The 21042-nt window shown below is 61.5% G+C and carries 21 protein-coding genes and 1 tRNA gene; 14 read left to right on the top strand and 8 right to left on the bottom strand.

What is annotated here, in order from left to right; genetic code table 11:
* Nucleotides 1–55: 55 nt before the first annotated feature.
* Complete coding sequence (locus ILFOPFJJ_RS04150; RefSeq protein WP_173509284.1) at nt 56–1708, bottom strand: AMP-binding protein; 1653 nt, start codon at nt 1706–1708, stop codon at nt 56–58.
* Between the two features lie 411 nt (nt 1709–2119).
* Here ILFOPFJJ_RS04150 and ILFOPFJJ_RS04145 point away from each other — a divergent pair, with 411 nt between their 5' ends.
* Complete coding sequence (locus ILFOPFJJ_RS04145) at nt 2120–2959, top strand: DUF6236 family protein (RefSeq protein ID WP_173509283.1); 840 nt, start codon at nt 2120–2122, stop codon at nt 2957–2959.
* A 194-nt stretch (nt 2960–3153) separates the two neighbouring features.
* On the opposite strand, the gene ILFOPFJJ_RS04140 is transcribed toward ILFOPFJJ_RS04145, so the two are convergent.
* Nucleotides 3154–3238: transfer RNA gene (locus ILFOPFJJ_RS04140), tRNA-Leu, on the bottom strand.
* Between the two features lie 209 nt (nt 3239–3447).
* Here ILFOPFJJ_RS04140 and ILFOPFJJ_RS04135 point away from each other — a divergent pair.
* Nucleotides 3448–3957 (top strand): disulfide bond formation protein B, encoded by a 510-nt coding sequence (locus tag ILFOPFJJ_RS04135; protein ID WP_173509282.1) that lies wholly within the window; start codon nt 3448–3450, stop codon nt 3955–3957.
* Nucleotides 3958–4085: 128 nt separating this feature from the next.
* On the opposite strand, the gene ILFOPFJJ_RS04130 is transcribed toward ILFOPFJJ_RS04135, so the two are convergent.
* Together ILFOPFJJ_RS04130 and ILFOPFJJ_RS04125 are read right to left on the bottom strand one after the other, a co-directional pair.
* A complete protein-coding gene (locus ILFOPFJJ_RS04130; protein ID WP_173509281.1) occupies nt 4086–4643 on the bottom strand; it encodes an HNH endonuclease in 558 nt (185 codons plus the stop codon).
* 106 nt (nt 4644–4749) lie between these two features.
* Complete coding sequence (locus tag ILFOPFJJ_RS04125) at nt 4750–5397, bottom strand: DNA-3-methyladenine glycosylase family protein (protein ID WP_173509280.1); 648 nt, start codon at nt 5395–5397, stop codon at nt 4750–4752.
* Nucleotides 5398–5554: 157 nt separating this feature from the next.
* On the opposite strand from ILFOPFJJ_RS04125, the gene gluQRS reads away from it, so the two are divergent.
* Nucleotides 5555–6451 carry a tRNA glutamyl-Q(34) synthetase GluQRS gene (gluQRS, locus tag ILFOPFJJ_RS04120; protein ID WP_173509279.1) on the top strand — a complete coding sequence of 299 codons (897 nt, stop codon included), beginning with the start codon at nt 5555–5557 and terminating at the stop codon, nt 6449–6451.
* Nucleotides 6452–6511: 60 nt separating this feature from the next.
* On the opposite strand, the gene ILFOPFJJ_RS04115 is transcribed toward gluQRS, so the two are convergent.
* Nucleotides 6512–7387, bottom strand: a complete 876-nt coding sequence (locus ILFOPFJJ_RS04115; RefSeq protein WP_173509278.1) for a YihY/virulence factor BrkB family protein — start codon at nt 7385–7387, stop codon at nt 6512–6514.
* 118 nt (nt 7388–7505) lie between these two features.
* Here ILFOPFJJ_RS04115 and ILFOPFJJ_RS04110 point away from each other — a divergent pair, with 118 nt between their 5' ends.
* The 7 genes from ILFOPFJJ_RS04110 (at nt 7506) to ILFOPFJJ_RS04080 (ending at nt 13006) form a co-directional block, all read left to right on the top strand.
* Nucleotides 7506–8339 carry an SDR family oxidoreductase gene (locus ILFOPFJJ_RS04110; protein WP_173509277.1) on the top strand — a complete coding sequence of 278 codons (834 nt, stop codon included), beginning with the start codon at nt 7506–7508 and terminating at the stop codon, nt 8337–8339.
* 21 nt (nt 8340–8360) lie between these two features.
* Nucleotides 8361–8564, top strand: coding sequence for a twin transmembrane helix small protein (locus tag ILFOPFJJ_RS04105; protein ID WP_173509276.1), 204 nt, complete (start codon nt 8361–8363; stop codon nt 8562–8564).
* Nucleotides 8565–8581: 17 nt separating this feature from the next.
* The gene (locus ILFOPFJJ_RS04100) at nt 8582–9160 is read left to right on the top strand and encodes a cob(I)yrinic acid a,c-diamide adenosyltransferase (RefSeq protein ID WP_173509275.1); all 579 of its coding nucleotides are present in this window, start codon (nt 8582–8584) and stop codon (nt 9158–9160) included.
* A 30-nt stretch (nt 9161–9190) separates the two neighbouring features.
* On the top strand, nt 9191–9982 hold the full coding sequence (locus tag ILFOPFJJ_RS04095; RefSeq protein ID WP_173509274.1) for a rhomboid family intramembrane serine protease: 792 nt from the start codon (nt 9191–9193) through the stop codon (nt 9980–9982).
* A gap of 291 nt (nt 9983–10273) precedes the next feature.
* The gene (locus ILFOPFJJ_RS04090; RefSeq protein ID WP_173509273.1) at nt 10274–11023 is read left to right on the top strand and encodes an electron transfer flavoprotein subunit beta/FixA family protein; all 750 of its coding nucleotides are present in this window, start codon (nt 10274–10276) and stop codon (nt 11021–11023) included.
* Nucleotides 11024–11047: 24 nt separating this feature from the next.
* Nucleotides 11048–11977 carry an electron transfer flavoprotein subunit alpha/FixB family protein gene (locus tag ILFOPFJJ_RS04085; protein ID WP_173509272.1) on the top strand — a complete coding sequence of 310 codons (930 nt, stop codon included), beginning with the start codon at nt 11048–11050 and terminating at the stop codon, nt 11975–11977.
* 156 nt (nt 11978–12133) lie between these two features.
* Nucleotides 12134–13006, top strand: coding sequence for a 3-hydroxybutyryl-CoA dehydrogenase (locus ILFOPFJJ_RS04080; protein ID WP_173509271.1), 873 nt, complete (start codon nt 12134–12136; stop codon nt 13004–13006).
* Nucleotides 13007–13009: 3 nt separating this feature from the next.
* Here ILFOPFJJ_RS04080 and tlpA read toward each other — a convergent pair whose 3' ends face one another.
* The gene (gene tlpA / locus ILFOPFJJ_RS04075; protein WP_173509270.1) at nt 13010–13705 is read right to left on the bottom strand and encodes a thiol:disulfide interchange protein TlpA; all 696 of its coding nucleotides are present in this window, start codon (nt 13703–13705) and stop codon (nt 13010–13012) included.
* A gap of 26 nt (nt 13706–13731) precedes the next feature.
* Between tlpA and argH the strand changes: the two genes are divergently transcribed.
* The 4 genes from argH (at nt 13732) to ILFOPFJJ_RS04055 (ending at nt 19724) form a co-directional block, all read left to right on the top strand.
* A complete protein-coding gene (gene argH / locus ILFOPFJJ_RS04070; protein WP_173509269.1) occupies nt 13732–15135 on the top strand; it encodes an argininosuccinate lyase in 1404 nt (467 codons plus the stop codon).
* A 217-nt stretch (nt 15136–15352) separates the two neighbouring features.
* Entirely contained in the window at nt 15353–15550 is a 198-nt protein-coding gene (gene lptM, locus ILFOPFJJ_RS04065; protein ID WP_173509268.1) for an LPS translocon maturation chaperone LptM, read from the top strand.
* Nucleotides 15551–15564: 14 nt separating this feature from the next.
* Nucleotides 15565–16833: a diaminopimelate decarboxylase gene (gene lysA / locus ILFOPFJJ_RS04060; protein WP_173509267.1), complete on the top strand. Its 1269-nt coding sequence runs from the start codon at nt 15565–15567 to the stop codon at nt 16831–16833.
* Between the two features lie 254 nt (nt 16834–17087).
* Nucleotides 17088–19724, top strand: coding sequence for a TIGR02302 family protein (locus ILFOPFJJ_RS04055; RefSeq protein ID WP_173509266.1), 2637 nt, complete (start codon nt 17088–17090; stop codon nt 19722–19724).
* 85 nt (nt 19725–19809) lie between these two features.
* Here ILFOPFJJ_RS04055 and ILFOPFJJ_RS04050 read toward each other — a convergent pair whose 3' ends face one another.
* Both ILFOPFJJ_RS04050 and hpt read right to left on the bottom strand, forming a co-directional pair.
* Nucleotides 19810–20169 (bottom strand): response regulator, encoded by a 360-nt coding sequence (locus ILFOPFJJ_RS04050; RefSeq protein ID WP_136508849.1) that lies wholly within the window; start codon nt 20167–20169, stop codon nt 19810–19812.
* A gap of 286 nt (nt 20170–20455) precedes the next feature.
* Nucleotides 20456–21001: a hypoxanthine phosphoribosyltransferase gene (gene hpt / locus ILFOPFJJ_RS04045; RefSeq protein WP_173509265.1), complete on the bottom strand. Its 546-nt coding sequence runs from the start codon at nt 20999–21001 to the stop codon at nt 20456–20458.
* Nucleotides 21002–21042: the final 41 nt, after the last annotated feature.

Raw genomic sequence — 21042 nt, 5'->3', positions numbered from 1 at the left:
AGACGCACAAAGGACGCTGTGGCACTTTCAATTGCTGCATGTTCCCTTAAATCGGCTACGATTCAAGGGAACATGCAGCAGATGCTTCCGCAGCCGCCCGGTCGCGCAGAAGCCGCCGGATCACCTTCCCCGACGTGGTCAACGGCAGGCTGTCGACGAACTCGATCTCGCGCGGGTATTCATGCATGGAGAGCCTCGTCTTCACCCAGTCGCGAATCCCGGCCGCGGTCTCCTCATCGGCAGAAGCGCCGGGTCTCAGCACCACATAGGCCTTGACAATTTCCGTACGGATCGGATCGGGCTTGCCGACGGCCGCCGCCAATTGAACGTCCGGGTGGCCGGCCAGGCAATCCTCGATCTCGCCGGGACCAATGCGGTAGCCCGACGAGGTGATGACGTCGTCGTCACGGCCGAAGAAGGTGAAGTAACCCTCCGCATCCATCACGCCCTGATCGCCGGTCGTCATCCAGTCCCCGATGAACTTCGTTTCCGTCGCCTGCTCGTTGCGCCAATAGCCGAGGAACATCACCGGGTCCGGGCGCCTCACAGCCACCTGCCCGACCGTGCCCGGCGGCAGGACGCGACCCTCGCCGTCGATGATCGCCACACGATGGCCGGGCGCGGCCTTGCCCATGGAGCCGGGCTTCAAGACGCCGAGATTTGCCGCCGAAGAGATCACGATATTGCATTCCGTCTGGCCGTAGAATTCGCTGACTTCGATCCCGAGCGCAGCCTTTGCCCATTCGAAGGTCTCGCGCCCGAGCGACTCACCCGCAGAACCGATCGTGCCCAGCGTGAGGGCGTAGTGGTCGCGGGGTCGGTCGACGGCCTTCAGGAGCCGAAGCGCCGTCGGCGGGATGAAGGCGTTGCGGACGTCCATCTCTTCCATGATCCGGAAAGCCACATGCGGATCAAACTTCTGGGCCGGCGACGAAACGACCGGCACGCCGAGCAGCAGCGACGGCAATAGTGCGTTCAGCAAACCGCCAGCCCAGGCCCAATCGGCCGGGGTCCACATCCGGTCGCCCGGGCGCGGCAGGAAATGATGATGGAACTGGAAGCCCGGCAAATGGCCGAGCAGGACACGATGGCCGTGCAGCGCGCCCTTCGGCGGACCCGTTGTCCCGGAGGTATAGATCATCAGCGCCGGATCGTCCGGCGTCGTCTCGGCCGCCGCAAAACGCTTTCCGCTGTTCGCGAGCCGGTCGAAACGAACCGTCCCGGGCTCATCCGCCTCTTCCGCAAGCACGATGAGGCCGAGTTCCGGCAACTTCGCCCGGATCGCCGCAAGCCGCTCATAGCCGAACCGATTGGTGACGATCGCAGTCGCCCCGGCATCCAGCAGGCGATATTCGAGCGCATCGACGCCGAACAGCAAAGCAAGCGGCAAGGCGATCGCGCCAAGCTTGTAGATCGCGGCATGCGCAATCGCGGCCTCGAAGCCCTGCGGCAGGAAGATGGCGACACGGTCGCCGCGCTTCACACCATGATCCGCCAATCCACCGGCAAAGGCGGAAGAGCGCGCCGCGAATTCACCATAGGTCAGAGACAGATGCCCGCCGTCGGGCCTGAAATGCTGAAGGCAGACGCGCTCCGGTTCGCGCTCCGCCCAGGCATCACTGACCGCAACACCGATGTTGAAGCGCTTCGGAATCCGCCAGCGGAAATCGCGGTAAAGTTCGTCGTAGTTTTCGATTTTCGGGAGCATGGGCCGCCGCAACAGAATTTTTCCGCCACGCAGCTAGCATTTTCACCCCCATCTGTTCAATGGAGGTGCGGCTTTGGAGGAGTCCGTTGATCGACGAGAGTGCAGTCCCACTTACGATTTTGTGGAAAGAGGCGTCCTGTCGTTTGTTATGTTGTGTCGCGTATTTCCCACGTGACCGGGCGCCATAAGAGCCGTTAGCTCGTCGCTCAAGACAGCCTCAATCGCCCGCCCTGTCGCGTGATCTATTTTGATCATTGAAGCTGTTCACGGCCCGCCACAACGCTTGTGTACCGGCATGACCCGCGATACCTAAGCTGGTGAACGAACCGGAGGTTGCATGGGAGAGGCGGCACGACGAAAGAAAGCCGACGGCTTGTACGGGCGGGAACCCAAACCTGGCCGCGAATCATATTGAGCCCGCCTATCGAGATCTACGGCAACAGTTTAACTGTTAAGAACAGCGCGATCGACGAACAAGAGATTCGGTTCAGCCTGCTCTTCTTCGATCGAATGATGTGGCCGGATAACAATCTGATTTCGATTGGATCGAGCACGAGCGCAGCTTTTCTCGAACAATGCGGCATTCTCACTCGCCCTCGATACCGCTTCACTAGCGGCGGCGAAGCTACCAAGCTTTTTGTTGAACTACAGTTGAGTGCATTCGAAGATATGGAGGAGAAAGAGCCGGGCCTTTGGGCGCTGTCAAATGCCTATGTGAATGTCGTAAAGCACTCTCCTAAGTTTGCGGCCTCGGGCGGCTCACATGTCGACCTCCTAGGCGCCATCCCGGTGCCGGACAAGGACGTTCCGCTTAACGATATCCTGGAGTTCAAAGAAAAGCGTAGGGATCAACTACTAGGCTTGAGGATAGAAATTCAAAACCTGGCTTCAGCGGTGATGCGAGCAGGAGACGACGCGGGCGTATTCATCTCTGCATTGGAGAAGATCGAAAAAGGTTGCCTCGAAGTTCTTGCGGTGACAAAAGAAGCAAGCATCCCGTTTCGCCTCTCGAACGTAAGGCCTCGCTTCGAGCTAGATCTAGCTAAGATTGTTGGCGCGTTTGTCACTTCTGCCGCCGTGCAAACTGCTACTTCTATGCCAAAACTGTCTCTCGCGCTGCTTGCCCTCAACTTGATCAAGGACAATGTTTCCATCAAGGTGGGTGGAGACATCACCCGCAAAGCTCAAACCCAAACAAGTCCCTTCCAATACGTGGCCTCGTACCACGACGAGGTGTTCAAGATCGGATAGCGCGGTGCACCGCACTCAGTCGTTGAACACCACCGCATCGCCCGGCATGGCCGTCGGATTGACGCGTGCCTGCCTGCCGAGGCGCAGGAATAAGATTACGGCGGGCGGAATGTGACGGAGCAACCGATGGCTCTTTTTTCCACGTCGGAGTGGCAGCCAAAAAACTCCACAAAATTAAAACTTATTTTTGCAAATGGTGCCCCATGCCGGGGTCGAACCAGCACTCCTTTCGGAACTCGATTTTGAGTCGAGCGCGTCTACCAATTCCGCCAATGGGGCCAAGGCTGTGATGTCAGCGGTTTGCGATTTACACGATCGATTTCGCGGCGGTCAACCGCGAAATTGCATTTCGGCCTCCGGCGATCACAAAAGCGTGCAAACTCTGTATTATGCGGGCAATTTACAGCGACGCTGATCCTTTTTAAGAAGGCGGCGTATTTGTACGGCCGGCATCGCCGACCGCCGTTTCGCATAAGCGCGAGGTATCCATGACCGCAGCTTCCGTCGCTCAACGCCAACACCTTGTTGGCGCCGTTCTCGTCACGCTCGGCATGGCGGCAACTGTCGGCGGCGCGCTTGGTTTCGAGCACATCGGCGGCTACATCCCTTGTGCGCTTTGCCTGCTGCAGCGCAATCCCTATTACTACGGCATTCCGCTCGGCATCCTGGCAATCGTCGCGAGCGCCATCAAGCTGCCGGCGTGGATCACGCGGACGCTGCTCCTTCTCGTCGGCATCCTGATGCTCGTCGGCGCTGGCCTGGGCGTCTATCACTCAGGTGTCGAATGGCATTTCTGGGAGGGACCGTCGACCTGCGCGACGACCGCCCAGGGCGTTTCGTCCGATGTCGGCGATCTGCTCGGCGATCTCGATGCCAAGCACGCCCCCTCCTGCACGGATGCAGCGCTCAGGGTATTCGGCCTTTCCTTCGCCGGCTGGAACGTGATCACAAGCCTCGTTCTCGCGGCGATCGCTCTGCGCGGGGCCGCCAAGGCCTGACGCTGCTTTCGCCTTACAGCGCTGCGCGTCCTATCAGACGCGCAAACACGCTGTAGCGCTTTGAATTGCTGGATGTTTTTATCGTAGAATCGGCGACGATCTAAGGAAACAAGCAGTAGGCCAGACCTTTACGGCTGCAGTTCGACATCCCAATAGAGATAGTCCATCCAGCTTTCATGCAGATGGTTCGGCGGGAAAAGCCGGCCGTTGTTGTGCAGGTCCTGCACCGTCGGGTGATAGGGCTTCTGGTGAGGGAACATGTTGGCCTGTTTCGGCAACTTGCTGCCCTTGCGCAGATTGCAGGGCGAACAGGCCGCCACGACATTCTCCCACGTCGTCTGGCCGCCATGGGCGCGCGGCACCACGTGGTCGAAGGTCAGATCGTCAGGCGATCCGCAATACTGGCATTCGAATTTGTCGCGGAGGAAAACGTTGAACCGGGTGAAGGCCGGATGACGCGACGGCTGCACGTAGCTCTTCAGGCAAACGACGCTCGGCAGCCGCATCGAAAAGCTCGGCGACGAGACCGAATGTTCGTATTCAGCAAGGATTATGACGCGGTCAAGGAAGACGGCCTTGATCGCGTCCTGCCAGGACCAGAGCGACAAGGGGTAATAACTCAGCGGCCGGTAGTCGGCGTTCAAGACGAGCGCCGGCAAGGCCTGAGGTGAGACTGCAATCGTCAAGCGTATTCTCCTGATCGATTCGGCATCTGCACCTTCTATATTAGGCGCGTTGCGACAGGATTGTGAAGCCACAAAGAAAAACGACGCGAAGGATTCGCTTTTTTCTTCAAGGCGTCACCGGCATCGCATCGCGCCGCATTTCCTGTGCATAATAGGCCCAGAACAGCCGGGCGGCGACGCTGCGCCACGGTGACCAGGAGGTGGCGAGCGAATCGATCTCGCTTGCCGTCGGACGCAGATCGAAGTCGAGCGCGTGGCCGATGGCGTTCTGCAGGGCAACGTCGCCGGATGGAAAGACGTCCGGGTGGCCCGCGCAGAAAAGCAGGTAGACTTCCGCCGTCCAGCGGCCAACGCCCTTGATTGCCGTCAGTTCGCGAACCGCAACAGCGGCGTCCGCGTCGCAGATGGCGTCGAGATCGATCTCGCCTGCATGTGCCGCTGCCGCGACTCGACGCAGGGTGTCGGCCTTGGCGCGGGAAAGACCGAACTGCCGGCAATCTTCGTCGCCAAGCGAAAGAACTGCGGCCGGACTGATCTCGCCGAGGGAGGCCTCCATGCGCCGCCAGATCGCGGCAGCACTCGCCTTCGAGACCATTTGCGAAACGATGATGTTGGCAAGACCGCGGTAGCCGGGATCGGTGCGCCTGAGCGGCACCGGCCCTGCCTTGGCGACCACATGCTCGAGACGGGCGTCGAGCATCACCAGACCGGCAAGCCCGGCCTCGATGTCCTCGTGTGTCCGGATGATCCGCATACGCCCTCCACTGCATGTCACCTTAAATCGTAACCGATTTGGGGAGATAAACATGCAGCACTTCAAAGTGCTACAGCGACCTTTGTGCGTCTGAAAAGACGCACGGCGCTGTAGAAAGCGGGTGACCCTTATACCCCTTCCATGCCAAAGGGAAACGATGCCCATTTTGCCAGAGCAACCCGTTTTTCGCTTCGCGCCGAGCCCGAACGGCCTGCTGCACCTCGGCCACGCCCTGTCCGCCATCCTCAATCATGACATGGCGGCCGCCACGAATGGACGCTTCCTGTTGAGGATCGAAGACATCGACCGGACGCGCTGCCGCCCGGAATTCGAAGCGGCGATCTTCGAGGATCTCGCCTGGTTGGGGCTTGGCTGGGAACAGCCGGTCCGGCGCCAGTCAGACCATCTCGATCTTTATGCTGAGACGCTTCAGCGCCTGCGGGCCATGGGCGTCGTCTATCCGTCCATCATGACCCGCGGCGAGATCCGCTCAGCCGTGGCTGCGACAGAAGCCGAGGGCGCGGTCTGGCCGCGCGATCCGGACGGATCGCCTCTCTATCCGGGCCACGAGCGCGAGCTCTCGCCTCGCGCGCAGGCCGCCGTTGTGGCCGGCGAACGGCCCTATGCCTGGCGCCTCGACGTCGCCAAGGCGATCAAGCTCATTGCCGAACCGCTGACATGGCGGGAAACGGGGGCGAGCCCGGCAGGTGAGACGGGCCTGATCACAGCCGATCCGGCCGGTTGGGGCGACGTGATCCTTTCGCGCTCGGATGCGCCCTCGAGTTACCATCTCTCGGTGGTGGTCGATGACGCCCTGCAGGGCATCACCCATGTCGTGCGCGGGCGCGACCTCTATCATGCGACCTCCGTCCACCGTCTGCTTCAACGGCTTCTCGATCTGCCGGAGCCGGTTTACCACCATCACCGTCTTGTGCTTGGACCGGACGGGCGGAAATTGTCGAAGAGCAATCAGGACACGGGCATTGCTGCATTCCGCGTCGCCGGGCGTTCGCCGGCGGACATCCGCGCCATGGTTCTCGAGGGTGCATCATGAACGGTGGTCGCCCGCTTCCCGCACCGGCTCATACGGATCACGATCATTGCAAGCCGGCGGTCACTCGTCCCGCGTCGCCTGGAAGCTGCGCACGACCATGCGCCTCACCCTGAACTTCATGATTGCGGCGTTGATCTCCGCGCCGATGATGAAGATGGCACCAATCATGTAGAGGAAAACCAGCACGATCACGACCGAGGCGAGACCGGCATAGGTCGCGACGTAATTGGAGAAGGTCGAGATGTAAGAAGCGAATGCATAGGCGCCGAGCGACCACAGGAGCAGCGTCAGAACGATACCGGGCAGCACGTCGACGATCTTGCGGTGCCCGGCGGGTAGCCACAGATGCGATACCAGAAGCCCGCAAGTCACCATCACCAGCGCCAGCGCCAGCCCCCAATTGTCCACCGTCGCCAGCACCGCATCGAGCCAAGGCAGCCACTCGTCGGCATTGCGGACGGCGAGCGGTACGGCGACGAGCAGGATGCTGACGGCAGCGAGAATGAGGACGGCCGCGAGCACGAAAGCAAGGCTGGAGAGACGGGTGAAGTACCAGGGACGGCTTTCGGCGACCCTGTAGGCTCTGTTGAGCGCGATCCGGAGCGCTTCGACCCCATTAGAGGCGAAATAGGCGGCCGCCAGCACCGAAATGGTGAGCAGACCGCCGCGCTGAACCGTCAGCACCTCCACGATCTCGTCCGCCACGGGTTTCGCGATCGATTCCGGCCAGGCATCGAAAATCAGATGGACGGCAGTCACCGCAAATTGGTCGGCGCCGAGAAAGCTGCCGAGTGCCGTACCAAAAATCAGGAACGGAAACACGGCCATCAGAGAGGAAAGGGCAACGTGGCTTGCCATAGCCCAGCCGTCGTCCTCGCTGAAGTGCCAGAGCGCATCGAATATGACCTTCCAGATGACGCGAACGAGGGCTGGCATTCCATCTCCGAGCTTGCGGCATCCACTCGGAATGACGCGAGTGTACACACGCAATTCAATTTGTATCCCAGCGATGAATATGGGAAACGGGGGATGGATTTCTACAGGAATCGACCGGATGCCCGATCGCCCCGCCATCATCGTCACCGGCTGTTCTTCCGGCATCGGAGCCTATTGCGCCCGCGCCTTGAAGGCGGACGGCTGGCGCGTATTCGCGACCGTTCGCCAGCCTGAAGATCAGGCGGAACTGGAGGCCGAAGGCATCGAAACCTTCATCATGGACTACACCAGACCGGAAACGATCATAGCGCTTGTGGAGGCGGTGATGGCCCGTTCCGGCGGGCGGATCGATGCGCTCTTCAACAACGGTGCCTATGGCCAGGCGGGCGCGGTCGAGGACCTTCCGCCCGAGGCGCTCAGGCTGCAGCTCGAAACCAACGTCGTCGGCTGGCATGACCTGACGCGCCGCGTGATACCGGCGATGCGCGCACGCGGCCATGGTCGCATCGTCCAGTGCTCCTCGATCCTCGGCATCGTCCCCTATCGCTGGCGCGGCGCGTATAATGCCTCGAAATTTGCGCTTGAGGGACTGTCGCTGACGCTGAGAATGGAGCTTGCCGGCAGCGGCGTCGACGTCAGCCTGATCGAGCCCGGGCCGATCGCATCGAAATTCACGGCCAATGCGATACCCTATATCGAGCGTTTCATCGATCTCAAGAATTCCGTCCATCGCACGGAGTACGAGCGGCAGATGCGACGCCTGCGCGGCGAAAGCAAACCGGCGTCCGGCAAGCTCGGGCCCGAGGCGGTCTATGTCGTCTTGAAACATGCGCTGACGTCACGCAGGCCGCGGCCGCACTATATAGTAACAAGACCCGCCAAGCAGGGTGCGCTGCTGAAGAAACTCCTGCCGGCCGCTCTGTTCTATCGCATCATCGGCCGCCTCGGCTGACCGAATCGGAGGATATTCATCATGTCCAGTTTCTTCACCGGCCTGACCCTGCTCGTCATGGGCCTGGTCGTCATCGTCCTGATCCGTGGCCTCTTCAACATGGCAACGGGCGGCAGCGGCAACACGTCGAACAAGCTGATGCAGGCGCGTATCGTCCTGCAGGCGATCGCCATCGCTCTGATCATGCTGACACTTTGGATCACCGGCGGCGGACGGCCGAGTTAAGCGCAGGCAGCGGCACCATGGTAAGGCTCAACAAGATCTACACGAGAACCGGCGACAACGGCACCACAAGCCTCGTTTCCGGCCCGCGCCGTCCGAAGTCCGACCTTCGCGTCGAGGCATACGGAACGGTCGACGAGGCGAACGCGCTGGTCGGCCTCGCGCGCCTCCATACCGGCGACATGGCCGAACTCGACACAATGCTGATGCGCATTCAGAACGACCTTTTCGACCTCGGCGCGGACCTTGCGACGCCCGACACCGGCGAGAAGCAGGACTATGAGCCGCTGAGGATCGCGGCCGCCCAGGTCACAAGGCTCGAAGCGGAGATAGACCGCCTCAATGCCGAACTCGAGCCCCTGCGTTCTTTCGTGTTGCCGGCCGGCAGCCCGGCTTCCGCAGCCCTGCATGTAGCCCGTACCGTCGCGCGCCGCGCCGAACGGCAGATGGTGGCGCTTGGGCAGACGGCCGGCGAGATCGTCAGCCGCGATGCAATCGCCTATATCAATCGTCTCTCGGACTTCCTTTTCGTCGCGGCCCGCTGGGCAAATGACAAGGGACGCGCCGATGTGCTTTGGGTTCCGGGCAAGAACAGATAACGTTCGTCAAGAATCGCGCTCGGGGGCCGCATGTTCATACCGCTTCACGACAGGAACACGCTGAAGCACATACGCATGCAGTATGTGACGATCGCCCTGATCGTCACCAACGTCGCCGTCTGGCTGGGTACCGGCCCGATCGCCACCGAGGAATTCGCGAATGCGGCAGTGCTCGGGCTCGGCTACATCCCGGCACTGATCTTCGACTACGCCACCCTCGATCCGTCGCTCGTCATCGTCCCCGACCAATTCACGTACGTCACCTATTCGTTCCTGCACGGCGACTTCATGCATCTGGTGATGAACATGTTGTTTCTCTGGGTCTTCGGCGACAATGTCGAGGACGCGCTCGGGCATTTTCGTTTCCTCGTATTCTACCTGCTGTGCGCGGCAGCAGGCGCGCTTGCACACGGACTGCTCGATCCCGCCTCCGAAGCGCCGCTGATCGGCGCTTCCGGCGCCATCTCGGGCGTCGTCGCCGCCTACTTCCTGCTCCATCCGAAGGTGCGGGTCTGGGTGCTCGTCCTCTTCCGCATTCCATTGCCGCTCCCCGCCGCGATCCCGCTCGCTTTCTGGATCGGCCAGCAATTCTTCATGCTGGTGGTCGACTCCGGCAGCGGTGTCTCCTGGAGCGCTCATGTCGGCGGCATTGTTGCGGGGCTTCTGCTGGTGGTCATTTTGCGACGTCGCGGCGTTCCGCTTTTCGACCGCACGATCGTCACGCCGCGCGCCGTCGAGCATCGCGCCGAGCGAACCGACGAGATCGACGCCAGCGCCACTGGCACGCGAAAACCGCCTACACCTTGGGGACGTCCTACCTGAGGCCTGATCTCAGCGTGCCCTATTGGTGCCGATATAAAACGCGATTTCAATGCGTTGGCCCTGTGGCGGATGGCCTCATTCGGGCCATTGGACGTTCCCCGCCTCACCTCTTGCCAGCCGACAGGCTTACGTGTACGTAAACGTAATTCCAAATCTCAGGATTATATCGATTTAGCTTCGCGGGCGACGATTGTAATTGGAGAAAAAACGCGTATCGATGTCGCCAACCGACAATCAGGCAGCTCTGTTAAGGGGCATTTTCCTGCGAAAGCTCTTGGAGGGAATGAATCCATGAAAGTACTTGTGACGGTTAAGCGGGTCGTCGACTACAACGTCAAGATCCGGGTGAAGGCGGACGGTTCCGGCGTCGAGCTTGCCAACGTCAAGATGTCGATGAACCCGTTCGACGAGATCTCGGTCGAAGAGGCGCTCAGGCTGAAGGAATCCGGCAAGGCGAGTGAAGTGGTCGTCGTCTCGATCGGCCCGGCCAAGGCCGAAGAAACGCTCCGCACCGCGCTCGCCATGGGCGCCGACCGCGCGATCCTCGTCGAGACCGAAGACCAGGTCGAGCCGCTCGCCGTTGCGAAGATCGTCAAGGGCGTGGCCGAAGCCGAACAGCCGGGGCTGATCATCGTCGGCAAGCAGGCGATCGACGACGATTCGAACCAGACCGGCCAGATGCTGTCGGCGCTGCTCGGCTGGGCCCAGGGCACCTTTGCCTCCAAGGTCGAGATTGCCGACGGCAAGGTTCAGGTGACGCGCGAGGTCGATGGCGGCCTGCAGACGGTGGAGCTGAAGCTGCCTGCGGTCGTCACGACCGACCTTCGCCTCAACGAGCCGCGCTATGCTTCGCTGCCGAACATCATGAAGGCGAAGAAGAAGCCGCTCGACAAGAAGAGCCCGGCCGATTTCGGCGTCGACACGACGGCGCGGCTGAAGGTTTTGAAGACGGAAGAGCCGTCGGGCCGCAAGGCCGGCGTCAAGGTCAAGTCGGTCGCCGAGCTCGTCGAGAAGCTCAAGACCGAAGCCGGCGTACTATAACATCAGGAAAGGGAGACACTACTCATGGCCATTCTGCTTCTGGCTGACCACGACAATACGAACCTTTCCGACCAGACCGCCAAGGCGCTGACGGCAGCGACGAAGATTGGCGGCGACGTGCATGTGCTGGTCGCCGGCGCTGGCGCCAAAGCTGTTGCCGAACAGGCGGCAAAGCTTGCCGGCGTCGCCAAGGTGCTGGTTGTCGACGATCAAAGCCTTGCCAACAATCTGGCCGAGCCGCTGGCGGCAACGATCGTTTCGCTCGCCGGCTCTTATGACACGCTCATTGCCGCCGCCACCTCGGTCGGCAAGAACGTCATGCCGCGCGTCGCAGCGCTGCTCGACGTCTCGCAGGTGTCCGAAATCATCGAGGTGGTTTCCAGTGACACCTTCAAGCGGCCGATCTATGCCGGCAACGCCATCCAGACGGTGCAGACGACCGAAGCGAAGAAAGTGATCACCGTCCGCACCGCCTCTTTCGCCGCCGCTCCAGAAGGCGGCTCGGCGCCGATCGAGACGGTTGCGGCCGCCGCCAATCCCGGCCTTTCCAGCCACGTTTCCGATGCGCTGTCGTCCTCTGACCGGCCGGAACTGACCTCGGCGAAGATCATCATCTCCGGCGGCCGGGCGCTCGGCTCGTCGGAAAAGTTCAAGGAAGTGATCCTGCCGGTCGCCGACAAGCTCGGTGCGGCCGTCGGCGCATCCCGCGCCGCCGTCGATGCCGGCTATGCCCCGAACGACTGGCAGGTCGGCCAGACCGGCAAGGTGGTCGCCCCCGACCTCTACATCGCCTGCGGCATTTCCGGCGCGATCCAGCATCTTGCCGGCATGAAGGATTCCAAGGTGATCGTCGCGATCAACAAGGACGAGGAGGCGCCGATTTTCCAGGTCGCCGACTACGGCCTCGTCGCCGATCTTTTCGATGCGCTGCCGGAACTCGAAAAGGCGCTGTAACCACGCGTAAAACGCGTTTACCTCCGGCATGAAAAAGGCTGGAAAAAGCGCGGGCTTGGCATTAACAATCGTACCGGGCCGACCCAATCGGCCCGGTATTTTTATATCTGCGGCAGCAAAGCCGCCGAAATCTCTTGAAGATGGATGTTCGCTTCGATGATCAAGACTGTCGGAATTATTGGCGCTGGGCAGATGGGCTGCGGTATTGCCCATGTTTCAGCAGCGGCCGGATACAAGGTACAGCTCTATGATCTTGCTGCGGACCGCATCGAGGCCGGGCTTGCCACCATCAACGGCAATCTCGCCCGTCAGGTTTCCTCCGGCAAGATGACCGACGAGGACCGCAAGAAGGCGCTTTCCCTGATCAAGGGTTCCGCCGACATGAACGATCTCTCGCAGGCCGATCTCGTCATTGAGGCGGTGACGGAAGACGAAACGGTCAAACGCAAGATCTACGGGCAGGTTTGTCCGCTTATGAAAGCGGAAGCGATCCTCGCGACCAACACCTCTTCGCTGTCGATCACGCGGCTCGCTTCCGCGACCGATCGTCCGGAGCGCTTCATGGGCATCCACTTCATGAATCCGGTGCCGGTGATGAAGCTGGTCGAATTGGTGCGCGGCATCGCGACCGAGGAAGAAACGTTCAAGGCCGCGAAGGAATTCGTCGCCCATCTCGACAAGACAGTCACCGTCGCGGAAGACTTCCCCGCCTTCATCGTCAACCGCATCCTGCTGCCGATGATCAATGAGGCGATCTATACGCTTTACGAGGGTGTCGGCACCGTCGAAGCCATCGACACGGCGATGAAGCTCGGTGCAAACCATCCGATGGGACCACTGCAATTGGCCGACTTCATCGGTCTCGATACCTGCCTTTCGATCATGCAGGTGCTGCACGATGGCTTGGCGGACTCGAAGTACCGCCCCTGCCCGCTGCTGGTCAAATATGTCGAGGCTGGTTGGCTCGGTCGCAAGTCAGGCCGCGGCTTCTACGACTATCGCGGCGACGTTCCCGTTCCGACGCGCTGACGGTCAACTCCCGGCCATCGAGCCGAGCGCTTGCTCGATGAGCCGCTTGGCATCCTCGCTCTCCCAGGCGGCGGGGCCGTTCATCGAACCGATCAAGCACCCCTTCTCGTCGAGAAGCACTGTTGCCGGAAGGCCGAAGGCGAGGCCCTCCTTCTTGAGCGCGTTGAAGACGCCCATCGACGCGTCACGATAGTAGCGGAGTTCGCGAACGCCGATCTCGTCGAGGAAGGCCTTCGGCTTGTCGTCGTCGCCAGTATCGATGTTGACCGCAACGACCTCGAAGCGGTCGCCGCCGAGCGCCTTCTGCAGCCCGTTCAGGGCCGGCATCTCTTCCCTGCAGGGCACGCACCAGGTTGCCCAAAGATTGACGAGGATCGTCTTGCCGGCGAAGGCCGCGAGCGTCAGCGGTTTACCATCCGGCCCCTTGAACTCGAGGCCGCCGATTGGGCGCGGGTCGGCCGCCGGCGTCATGGCCGCAACCTGCCCTTTCATGAAGGGAGTCAGCGAGGCGATCTTCTGTTTGGCTTGCGGGCAGCTCCCGCCTTGAGCCGTTTGCGGCGCAGCGCCATTGCCAGGCCCTACGGCATTGCCAGACCCCGTCTCCTTCACGTATACCGCAGCCGCGCCGACGATCACGCCGAAAAGGGCGGCAAGCGCGAACAACCTGATGGCCAGCGGACTTTTCTTCTGGTCTGGCATTTCATTCTCCAAAGGCGGGCATCCTCATGGCTGACGGCAGTTCCGAGACGAAATCCTCCAACCAGATGTGGGGCGGGCGCTTCGCCTCGGGCCCGGATGCGATCATGGAGGAGATAAACGCCTCGATCAGCTTCGACAAGAAGCTCTATGCCCAGGATATCCGCGGCTCAATAGCGCATGCGACCATGCTGGCGCATCAAGGCATCATTTCAGCGGACGACAAAGACAAGATCGTTCACGGGCTCAACACAATCCTGTCAGAGATCGAAAGCGGCGCATTCGAATTCTCGCGGCGTCTCGAAGACATCCACATGAACGTCGAGGCGCGATTGGCAACCCTGATCGGCCCTGCTGCCGGCCGGCTGCACACGGCACGCTCGCGCAATGACCAGGTGGCCCTCGATTTTCGCCTCTGGGTGAAAGAGGAACTGCAGAAGACCGAAAAGGCACTGACGGCGCTCATTGCCGCTTTCCTGGATCGCGCGGACGAGCATGCCGATACGGTAATGCCCGGTTTTACCCATCTGCAGACGGCGCAGCCGGTCACATTCGGCCACCATTGCATGGCCTATGTCGAAATGTTCGGCCGCGATCGCTCGCGCGTTCGCCACGCGATCGAGCACATGGATGAGAGCCCGATCGGCGCTGCCGCCCTCGCGGGCACCGGCTTCCCGATCGACCGGCACATGACCGCAAAGGCGCTCGGCTTCCGCGAGCCGACCCGCAATTCGATCGACACCGTCTCCGACCGCGACTTCGCGCTGGAGTTCCTTTCGATCGCCTCGATCGCGGCGACCCACCTGTCGCGCCTGGCGGAAGAGATCGTCATCTGGTCGACGCCCCAATTCGGCTTCATCCGTCTGTCGGACGCTTTTTCGACGGGATCGTCGATCATGCCGCAGAAGAAGAACCCCGACGCCGCCGAGCTCGTGCGTGCAAAGACCGGACGCATCAACGGCTCGCTGGTCGCGCTGCTGACGGTGATGAAGGGCCTGCCGCTCGCCTATTCGAAGGACATGCAGGAGGACAAGGAGCAAGTCTTCGACGCCGCCGAGAGCCTCGAACTGGCGATCGCGGCGATGACCGGCATGGTGCGCGACATGACCGTGCGTGCCGACCGGATGAAGGCCGCCGCCGGCTCCGGCTATTCGACTGCGACCGATCTTGCCGACTGGCTGGTGCGGGAAGCCGGCCTCCCCTTCCGCGACGCCCATCACGTGACCGGCCGCGCCGTCGCGCTTGCCGAGCAGAAGGGCTGCGATCTCGCCGATCTCTCGCTCGCCGACCTGCAGTCGATCAACCCGGCGATCACCGAGAAGGTCTTCGACGTGCTCACCGTCGAGGCCTCGGTCGCAAGCCGCACCAGCTTCGGCGGCACCGCGCCGGCCGAGGTGCGCAAGCAGATCGCCTGGTGGCGCGCCCGCAACTAATGCATGTCGCCCGAAAGTGTGCAGCGGTTCGGGACAACGACATGCATGCAAGCAAAGACTTAAAGCGCGCCGCCTGGCTCCCATTGAATGCGACGCGCTTTGGGTAGCGCAGAAAAAGGGTGCACAAGGCCCTGAAAAATCGATAAGACATCGCACCAGAGCGGCGTGGGAAATCCGCCCGCTCCAACTCAATCGGCTCCCGTTCCGGCAAAGGAAAATGACGATGACATTGACGAAGGCAGCCCGGCTTGCGCTTGTGCTCGCTATCCCCGGGCTGGTTCTCATCGGTTGTGGGCGTAAGGGCGATCTCGACAGACCCGGCGCCACGACGCTCAACACGAAAGCGCCGGCCGGAACCGTCGAAGAGAAGGCTACGGTAGCGGACCGACCCTTCCTGCTTGATCCCCTCCTCTGACCCGAGCAAACGCCGTGAACCATTTCGAATACCGTGACGGAATTCTCTACGCCGAAGACGTCCCCGTAACCGACATCGCAAGAGCCGTCGGAACACCCTTCTATTGCTATTCAACCGCGACGCTGGAGCGGCATTACCGGGTTTTCGCGCAAGCCTTTGCCGACGTTGACGCCATGGTCTGCTATGCCATGAAGGCCAATTCGAACCAGGCCGTGCTGAAGACGCTGGCCCGACTTGGCGCGGGTATCGACGTGGTTTCCGAAGGCGAACTCCGTCGCGCGCTTGCCGCAGGCGTTCCGGCAAACCGGATCATGTTTTCCGGCGTCGGCAAGACCGCGCGCGAAATGGATCTCGCGATCGAAGTGGGCATCTATTGCTTCAACGTCGAGTCCGAACCGGAACTGGAGATCCTGAACCAGCGGGCGCTGCGCGCTGGCAAGCAGGCACATGTTTCCTTCCGCATCAACCCCGACGTCGATGCGCGCACCCATGCCAAGATTTCGACCGGCAAGAAGGAAAACAAGTTCGGCATCTCCTGGGAGCGGGCGCGCGGCGTCTATGCCCATGCCGCCACCCTGCCCGGCATCAAGGTTACCGGCATCGACATGCATATCGGCAGCCAGATCACCGAGCTGCAGCCCTTCGACGATGCCTTCAAGCTGCTGCGTGAACTCGTCGATACCCTCAGGTCCGATGGTCACGTGATCGATCATGTCGATATCGGCGGCGGTCTCGGCATTCCCTACAAGGACGACAACAATCCGCCGCCGCTGCCCGATGCCTATGCCGAGATCGTCAAGAGCCAGCTCAAGGGCCTCGACTGCCGGATCGTGACGGAACCCGGCCGGCTGATCGTGGGCAATGCCGGCATTCTCGTCACCGAAGTGATCTACGTGAAGGACGGCGGCGACAAGACCTTCGTCATCGTCGACGGCGCGATGAACGACCTGATCCGCCCGACCCTCTATGAGGCCTACCACGAAATCCGGCCGGTAAGGATTTCCGCCGCCAACGCGCCGCGCATCAAGGCCGACGTGGTTGGCCCCGTTTGCGAAACCGGCGACTATCTGGCGCTTGATCGCGAAATGGCGATGCCGAAACCGGGCGATCTGTTCGCGATCGGCTCGGCCGGTGCCTACGGCGCCGTACAGGCGGGGACCTACAACAGCCGCCTGCTCGTGCCGGAAGTGCTCGTCAAGGGCGACCGCTTCCATGTCGTCCGTCCGCGCACGGATTACGACAGCCTGATAGGCCTCGACTCCGTGCCGGACTGGCTCGACTGAGCCAATCTCATTCGGTTTCTGATCCTCACCGCGCAAAACCGTGTGGCGATCACGTTTTTGTTGTCGCCCTCGTCTTCGCCACAAACGGTGCTATCCTGCGGTGCGAGGATCGACTACAGGCCGCGCGTCTTATCAAACGCGGAAAGGACGCTGTAGCACTTGGAATTGCTGCATGTTTTTATCCTTAAATCGACTGCGGTTTAAGGAAACATGCAGGAGAGTGATCATGAGCGACCGAAAGGGAACTTGGGCGGATGACGCAATTCGGGCGGGATAACACGCCACAACCGAAGCCGTTTGCCAGAATGCTGGCAACCAAGAGGTTTTTCGCTCGTTCGGTCCTTTTGGCGGAGCAGGTGCTGCCTCGCACTCTGATGCCGGCCTCGCTTGTCCTCTTGTTCCTTTCCGCAGGCTGGCTCGGCTTCTTCCGTGTAGCGCCGCTGTGGCTGCATGCCGCGATGCTTCTCGCCTTCTTCGCCGGACTGTTCTTTTCGCTCCTGCCGCTGACGCGGATCCGCTGGCCGGAAAACGCCGATGCGGACCGGATGCTTGAGGAGCGGAACTATTTGCCCCACCAGGCGATCCGCGTTCAGGATGACACGCCGGCGACGGATGGAGCTTTCGGGGCGGCGCTGTGGCGCGAGCACCAGGCGCGCATGGCGCGACTGGTCCGCGGTCTGGACACCGGCCTGCCGCGTCCCGACATCGCGCGTCACGATCCCCTGGCGCTGAGGGCGGTCCCCGTGCTGCTTGCCTGCCTGGCCTTCGCCTACTCCTATTCGAACCGCGCTGGGCTGGTAACGGACGCTTTCCGGCTTCCTCAGCAACAGGTCGTCGCGGCGGACATCCGCATCGATGCCTGGGTGACGCCGCCGGCCTACACGGGCCGCGCGCCGATTTTCCTGACTGGCCGACAGGATACGGGGCCGGCTCAGGAGCAGCCCCCGGCTCAAGAAAAAGCTCTCATCACCGTGCCGCAGTTCAGCGATTTGACCGTCAGGATAACCGGTGCCGGACCGGAGGCACGCGTCAGCTATGCCGAAGCTGGCGGATCGGAGCCGATCGTCGTTCCGACTTCCGACGACAAGGCGGAATCGGAGCCGAAGAAGGAAACGCAGGACACAGCTCAGGCACCGCGAAACGGCGTCCGCAACCATCTCTACAAAATAACCAAGGACGGAACGCTTTCGGTCGGTGGGCAAAGCTGGGACTTCAAGATCACGCCCGACAGCGTCCCAGACATCGCTTTCGATGGCGCACCGCGCCCGACCGTGAATGCGGCGCTCGAAATAAGCTTCCTCGCGCATGACGACTACGGCATCGCGCAGGCCTGGGCGGAGATCAAGCCGGTCGATGAGCCGCCTGCCGGCGCCCGGTCGCTCTACCCTCCTCCTGAGTACCGCCTCGACTTGCCGCGTCGCAATGCCCGTGAGGCCAAGGGAACCACGAGCCGGAACCTCAGCGAGCATCCGCTCGCCGGAGAGCGTGTGCGTATCACCTTGGTCGCCCGCGATGCCGCCGGTCAGGAAGGCCGAAGCGTGCCTCAGGAAACAATCCTCCCCGCACGCCAGTTCTTCGAACCGCTCGCTGCTGCCGTTGCGGAGCAACGCCAGGTCTTCGCGCTCAATGTCAATGACCTGCCACGCGCGATCGATCTCAATGACGCGCTGACGCTCTATGCGGAGGAGACGATCCCGAACCTCACGCATTTCCTTCTGATCCAATCGGCACGTACGCGCATGGCGCTCGCGCGCAATGACGACATGCTGCGGGACGCGGCCGACCATCTGTGGGAAATTGCGCTCGGCATCGAGGACGGAGACCTGTCGCTTGCCGAACGGCGGCTGCGCGACGCTCAGCAGGCGCTTTCGGACGCACTCGAACGCAATGCTTCCGATGAGGAAATCGCCAAGTTGATGCAGGAGTTGCGCCAGGCGATGCAGGAATACATGCAGGCACTTGCCCAGGAAGCCGCGAAAAATCCGCGCACGGCGGCCAACCCCGACCAGAACAACGTGCTGCGCCAGCAGGATCTGCAGAAGATGATGGACCAGATCGAAAATCTGGCCCGGTCGGGTGCGCGCGATCAGGCGCGCCAACTCCTGTCCGAACTGCAAAGAATGATGAACAACCTGCAGGCCGGGCGGATGCCGCAGATGGGCGAGCAGAACAACGCCATGCGCCAGCAGATGGACAAGCTTGGCCAGTTGATGCAGCAGCAGCAACAATTGATGGACGAGACCTTCAAACTGGACCAGGCGTTGCGCGACCGCATGCAACGTGGCGACCCGCTGCAGGGCGAAGACAACGAACTTTTCGGTCAGGACATGCCTCAAGATCCCGGGCAGCGGAACGATCCCAACGCTCAGCCCAGCCCGCTTGACGATATGACCGCCGAACAGTTGAAGGAAGCTTTGAAACAGTTGAGGCAGCAGCAGGAGGCGCTTGGCAAGCAACTTGGTGAGCTGCAGAAAGGCCTTGAAGACCTTGGCATCAAACCCGGCAAGGGCTTCGGCCAGGCACAGCGTGAAATGAAAGGCGCCGCCGACGCTTTGGGCGAAGGCCAAGGGGAACAGGCTGTCGGCAACCAGGGCCGGGCGCTGCAGGCGCTGCGCGAGGGCGCACAGGACATGATGAACCAGATGCAGGCCCAGGGACAGGGACAAGGTCCCGGACAGGGCATTCCGCAATATGGCCAGAACGGTCGTGACCCGCTCGGCCGTCGCCAGCAGAACGTCGGCCCCGACTTCGGCGATCAGGTCAAGGTTCCGGACGAAATCGACACGCAGCGCGCCCGCGAAATCCTCGACGCGATCCGCCGCAAGCTCGGCGACAGCCTGTCTCCGGAAGCCGAGCGGCAATACCTCGAACGCCTGCTCGACATGCGTTGACGACTGCGTGATTTCCTTAAACCGGATTCGATTTAAGCAGGAGTCGGCCCTCGCCGAGGCGGCGAAGGCCGGAAAGCGGATGGCCTCAGGCGACGAGTGCCAGGGCGACCGCCTTGCGGATATCGGGCAGCGAGAACGGCTTGGAAATCACATCGACAACCTTGCCGGAGAGATCGTCCGCACGTTCGCGCTGTTCCGCATAGCCGGTCATCAGCAGGATCTTGAGCGCGGGAAACGCGGCAGATGCCTGATGGGCCAATTCAATGCCGTCCATCACCGGCATGCGGATGTCGGACAAGAGCAGGTCAAAGGCCTGGCTTTGAAGGCAGGCGAGCCCGTCGGCTCCATCCCCGGCCTCGACAGTTTCATGCCCATCGAGTCGCAATGCGCGCGCCACAAATGAGCGCAAGGCATCCTCATCCTCGGTAATCAGGATTCTCGCCATCATGGCCTCCCGTCTTCGCTCCCATAGAGCGCCATGCGCCCCCTGGAATGCAAAGGACGCTCATCGTTTGAACTCGAGCATCATGCCTTCCGAAAATCGCTTCCGATTTCGAGCATATGCCGACGTCGCGCTTCAGAGTGGCCGAAGCCGTGACGCTCCTTCAAACAAACAGCTTTTCGTTTGCTTTCGGTAAACGCCGGAACGTCGATTTTCAGAAAAGGCCAGGCATTGGGTCGTTGGATCGGTTCAAACGACCGCAACGACATTGCGCGTCAGAGCCTCGCTATCACTCAGCGTCGCCGGTGACGACGCCGACGAACGGCAGTTCGCGGAAGGCGTAGGCGACGTCCATGCCGTAACCCACGACGAAATGGTCCGGGCACTCGAAGCCGACATAATCCGCCTCCAGATCGACTCGCCGCTTCATCCGCTTGTCCAGGAGAACGGCGACCGTGACGTTGCGCGCGCCGCGCTCCAGAAGCAGATCCTTCGCGAAGCGCAATGTCCGGCCGGACTCCAGAATGTCGTCGATCAGCAAGACATCGCGATCGTGCACGTCGCTGTCGATATCCTTGGTGATCTTTACGCCCTTGGATTCGGTGCCCGCGCCGTAGCTCGACAGCGTGATAAATTCGACCTCCGGCGCAAGACCGGCGTCGTGCATGGAGCGGATCAGATCGGCCGCGAAGATGAACGAACCTTTCAATATCGAAATGACCAGCAGATCCTTGTGCGGACCGCGAACGATCGCGTCGGCCAGTTCGTGATTGCGGGCAGCGATCGTCTCGGCGCTGTAAAGGACTTCGATGTTCTTACCGCGAACGACGGGCATGCGGGGCTCTCCAGCGCTTAATTGCGGAAGACAGGAGCGCC

It is taken from the genome of Sinorhizobium psoraleae (assembly GCF_013283645.1).
Classification (GTDB): domain Bacteria; phylum Pseudomonadota; class Alphaproteobacteria; order Rhizobiales; family Rhizobiaceae; genus Sinorhizobium; species Sinorhizobium psoraleae.
The sequence above is the reverse complement of the archived record's forward strand: the minus strand, read 5'-3'. Positions and strand labels throughout refer to the sequence as shown.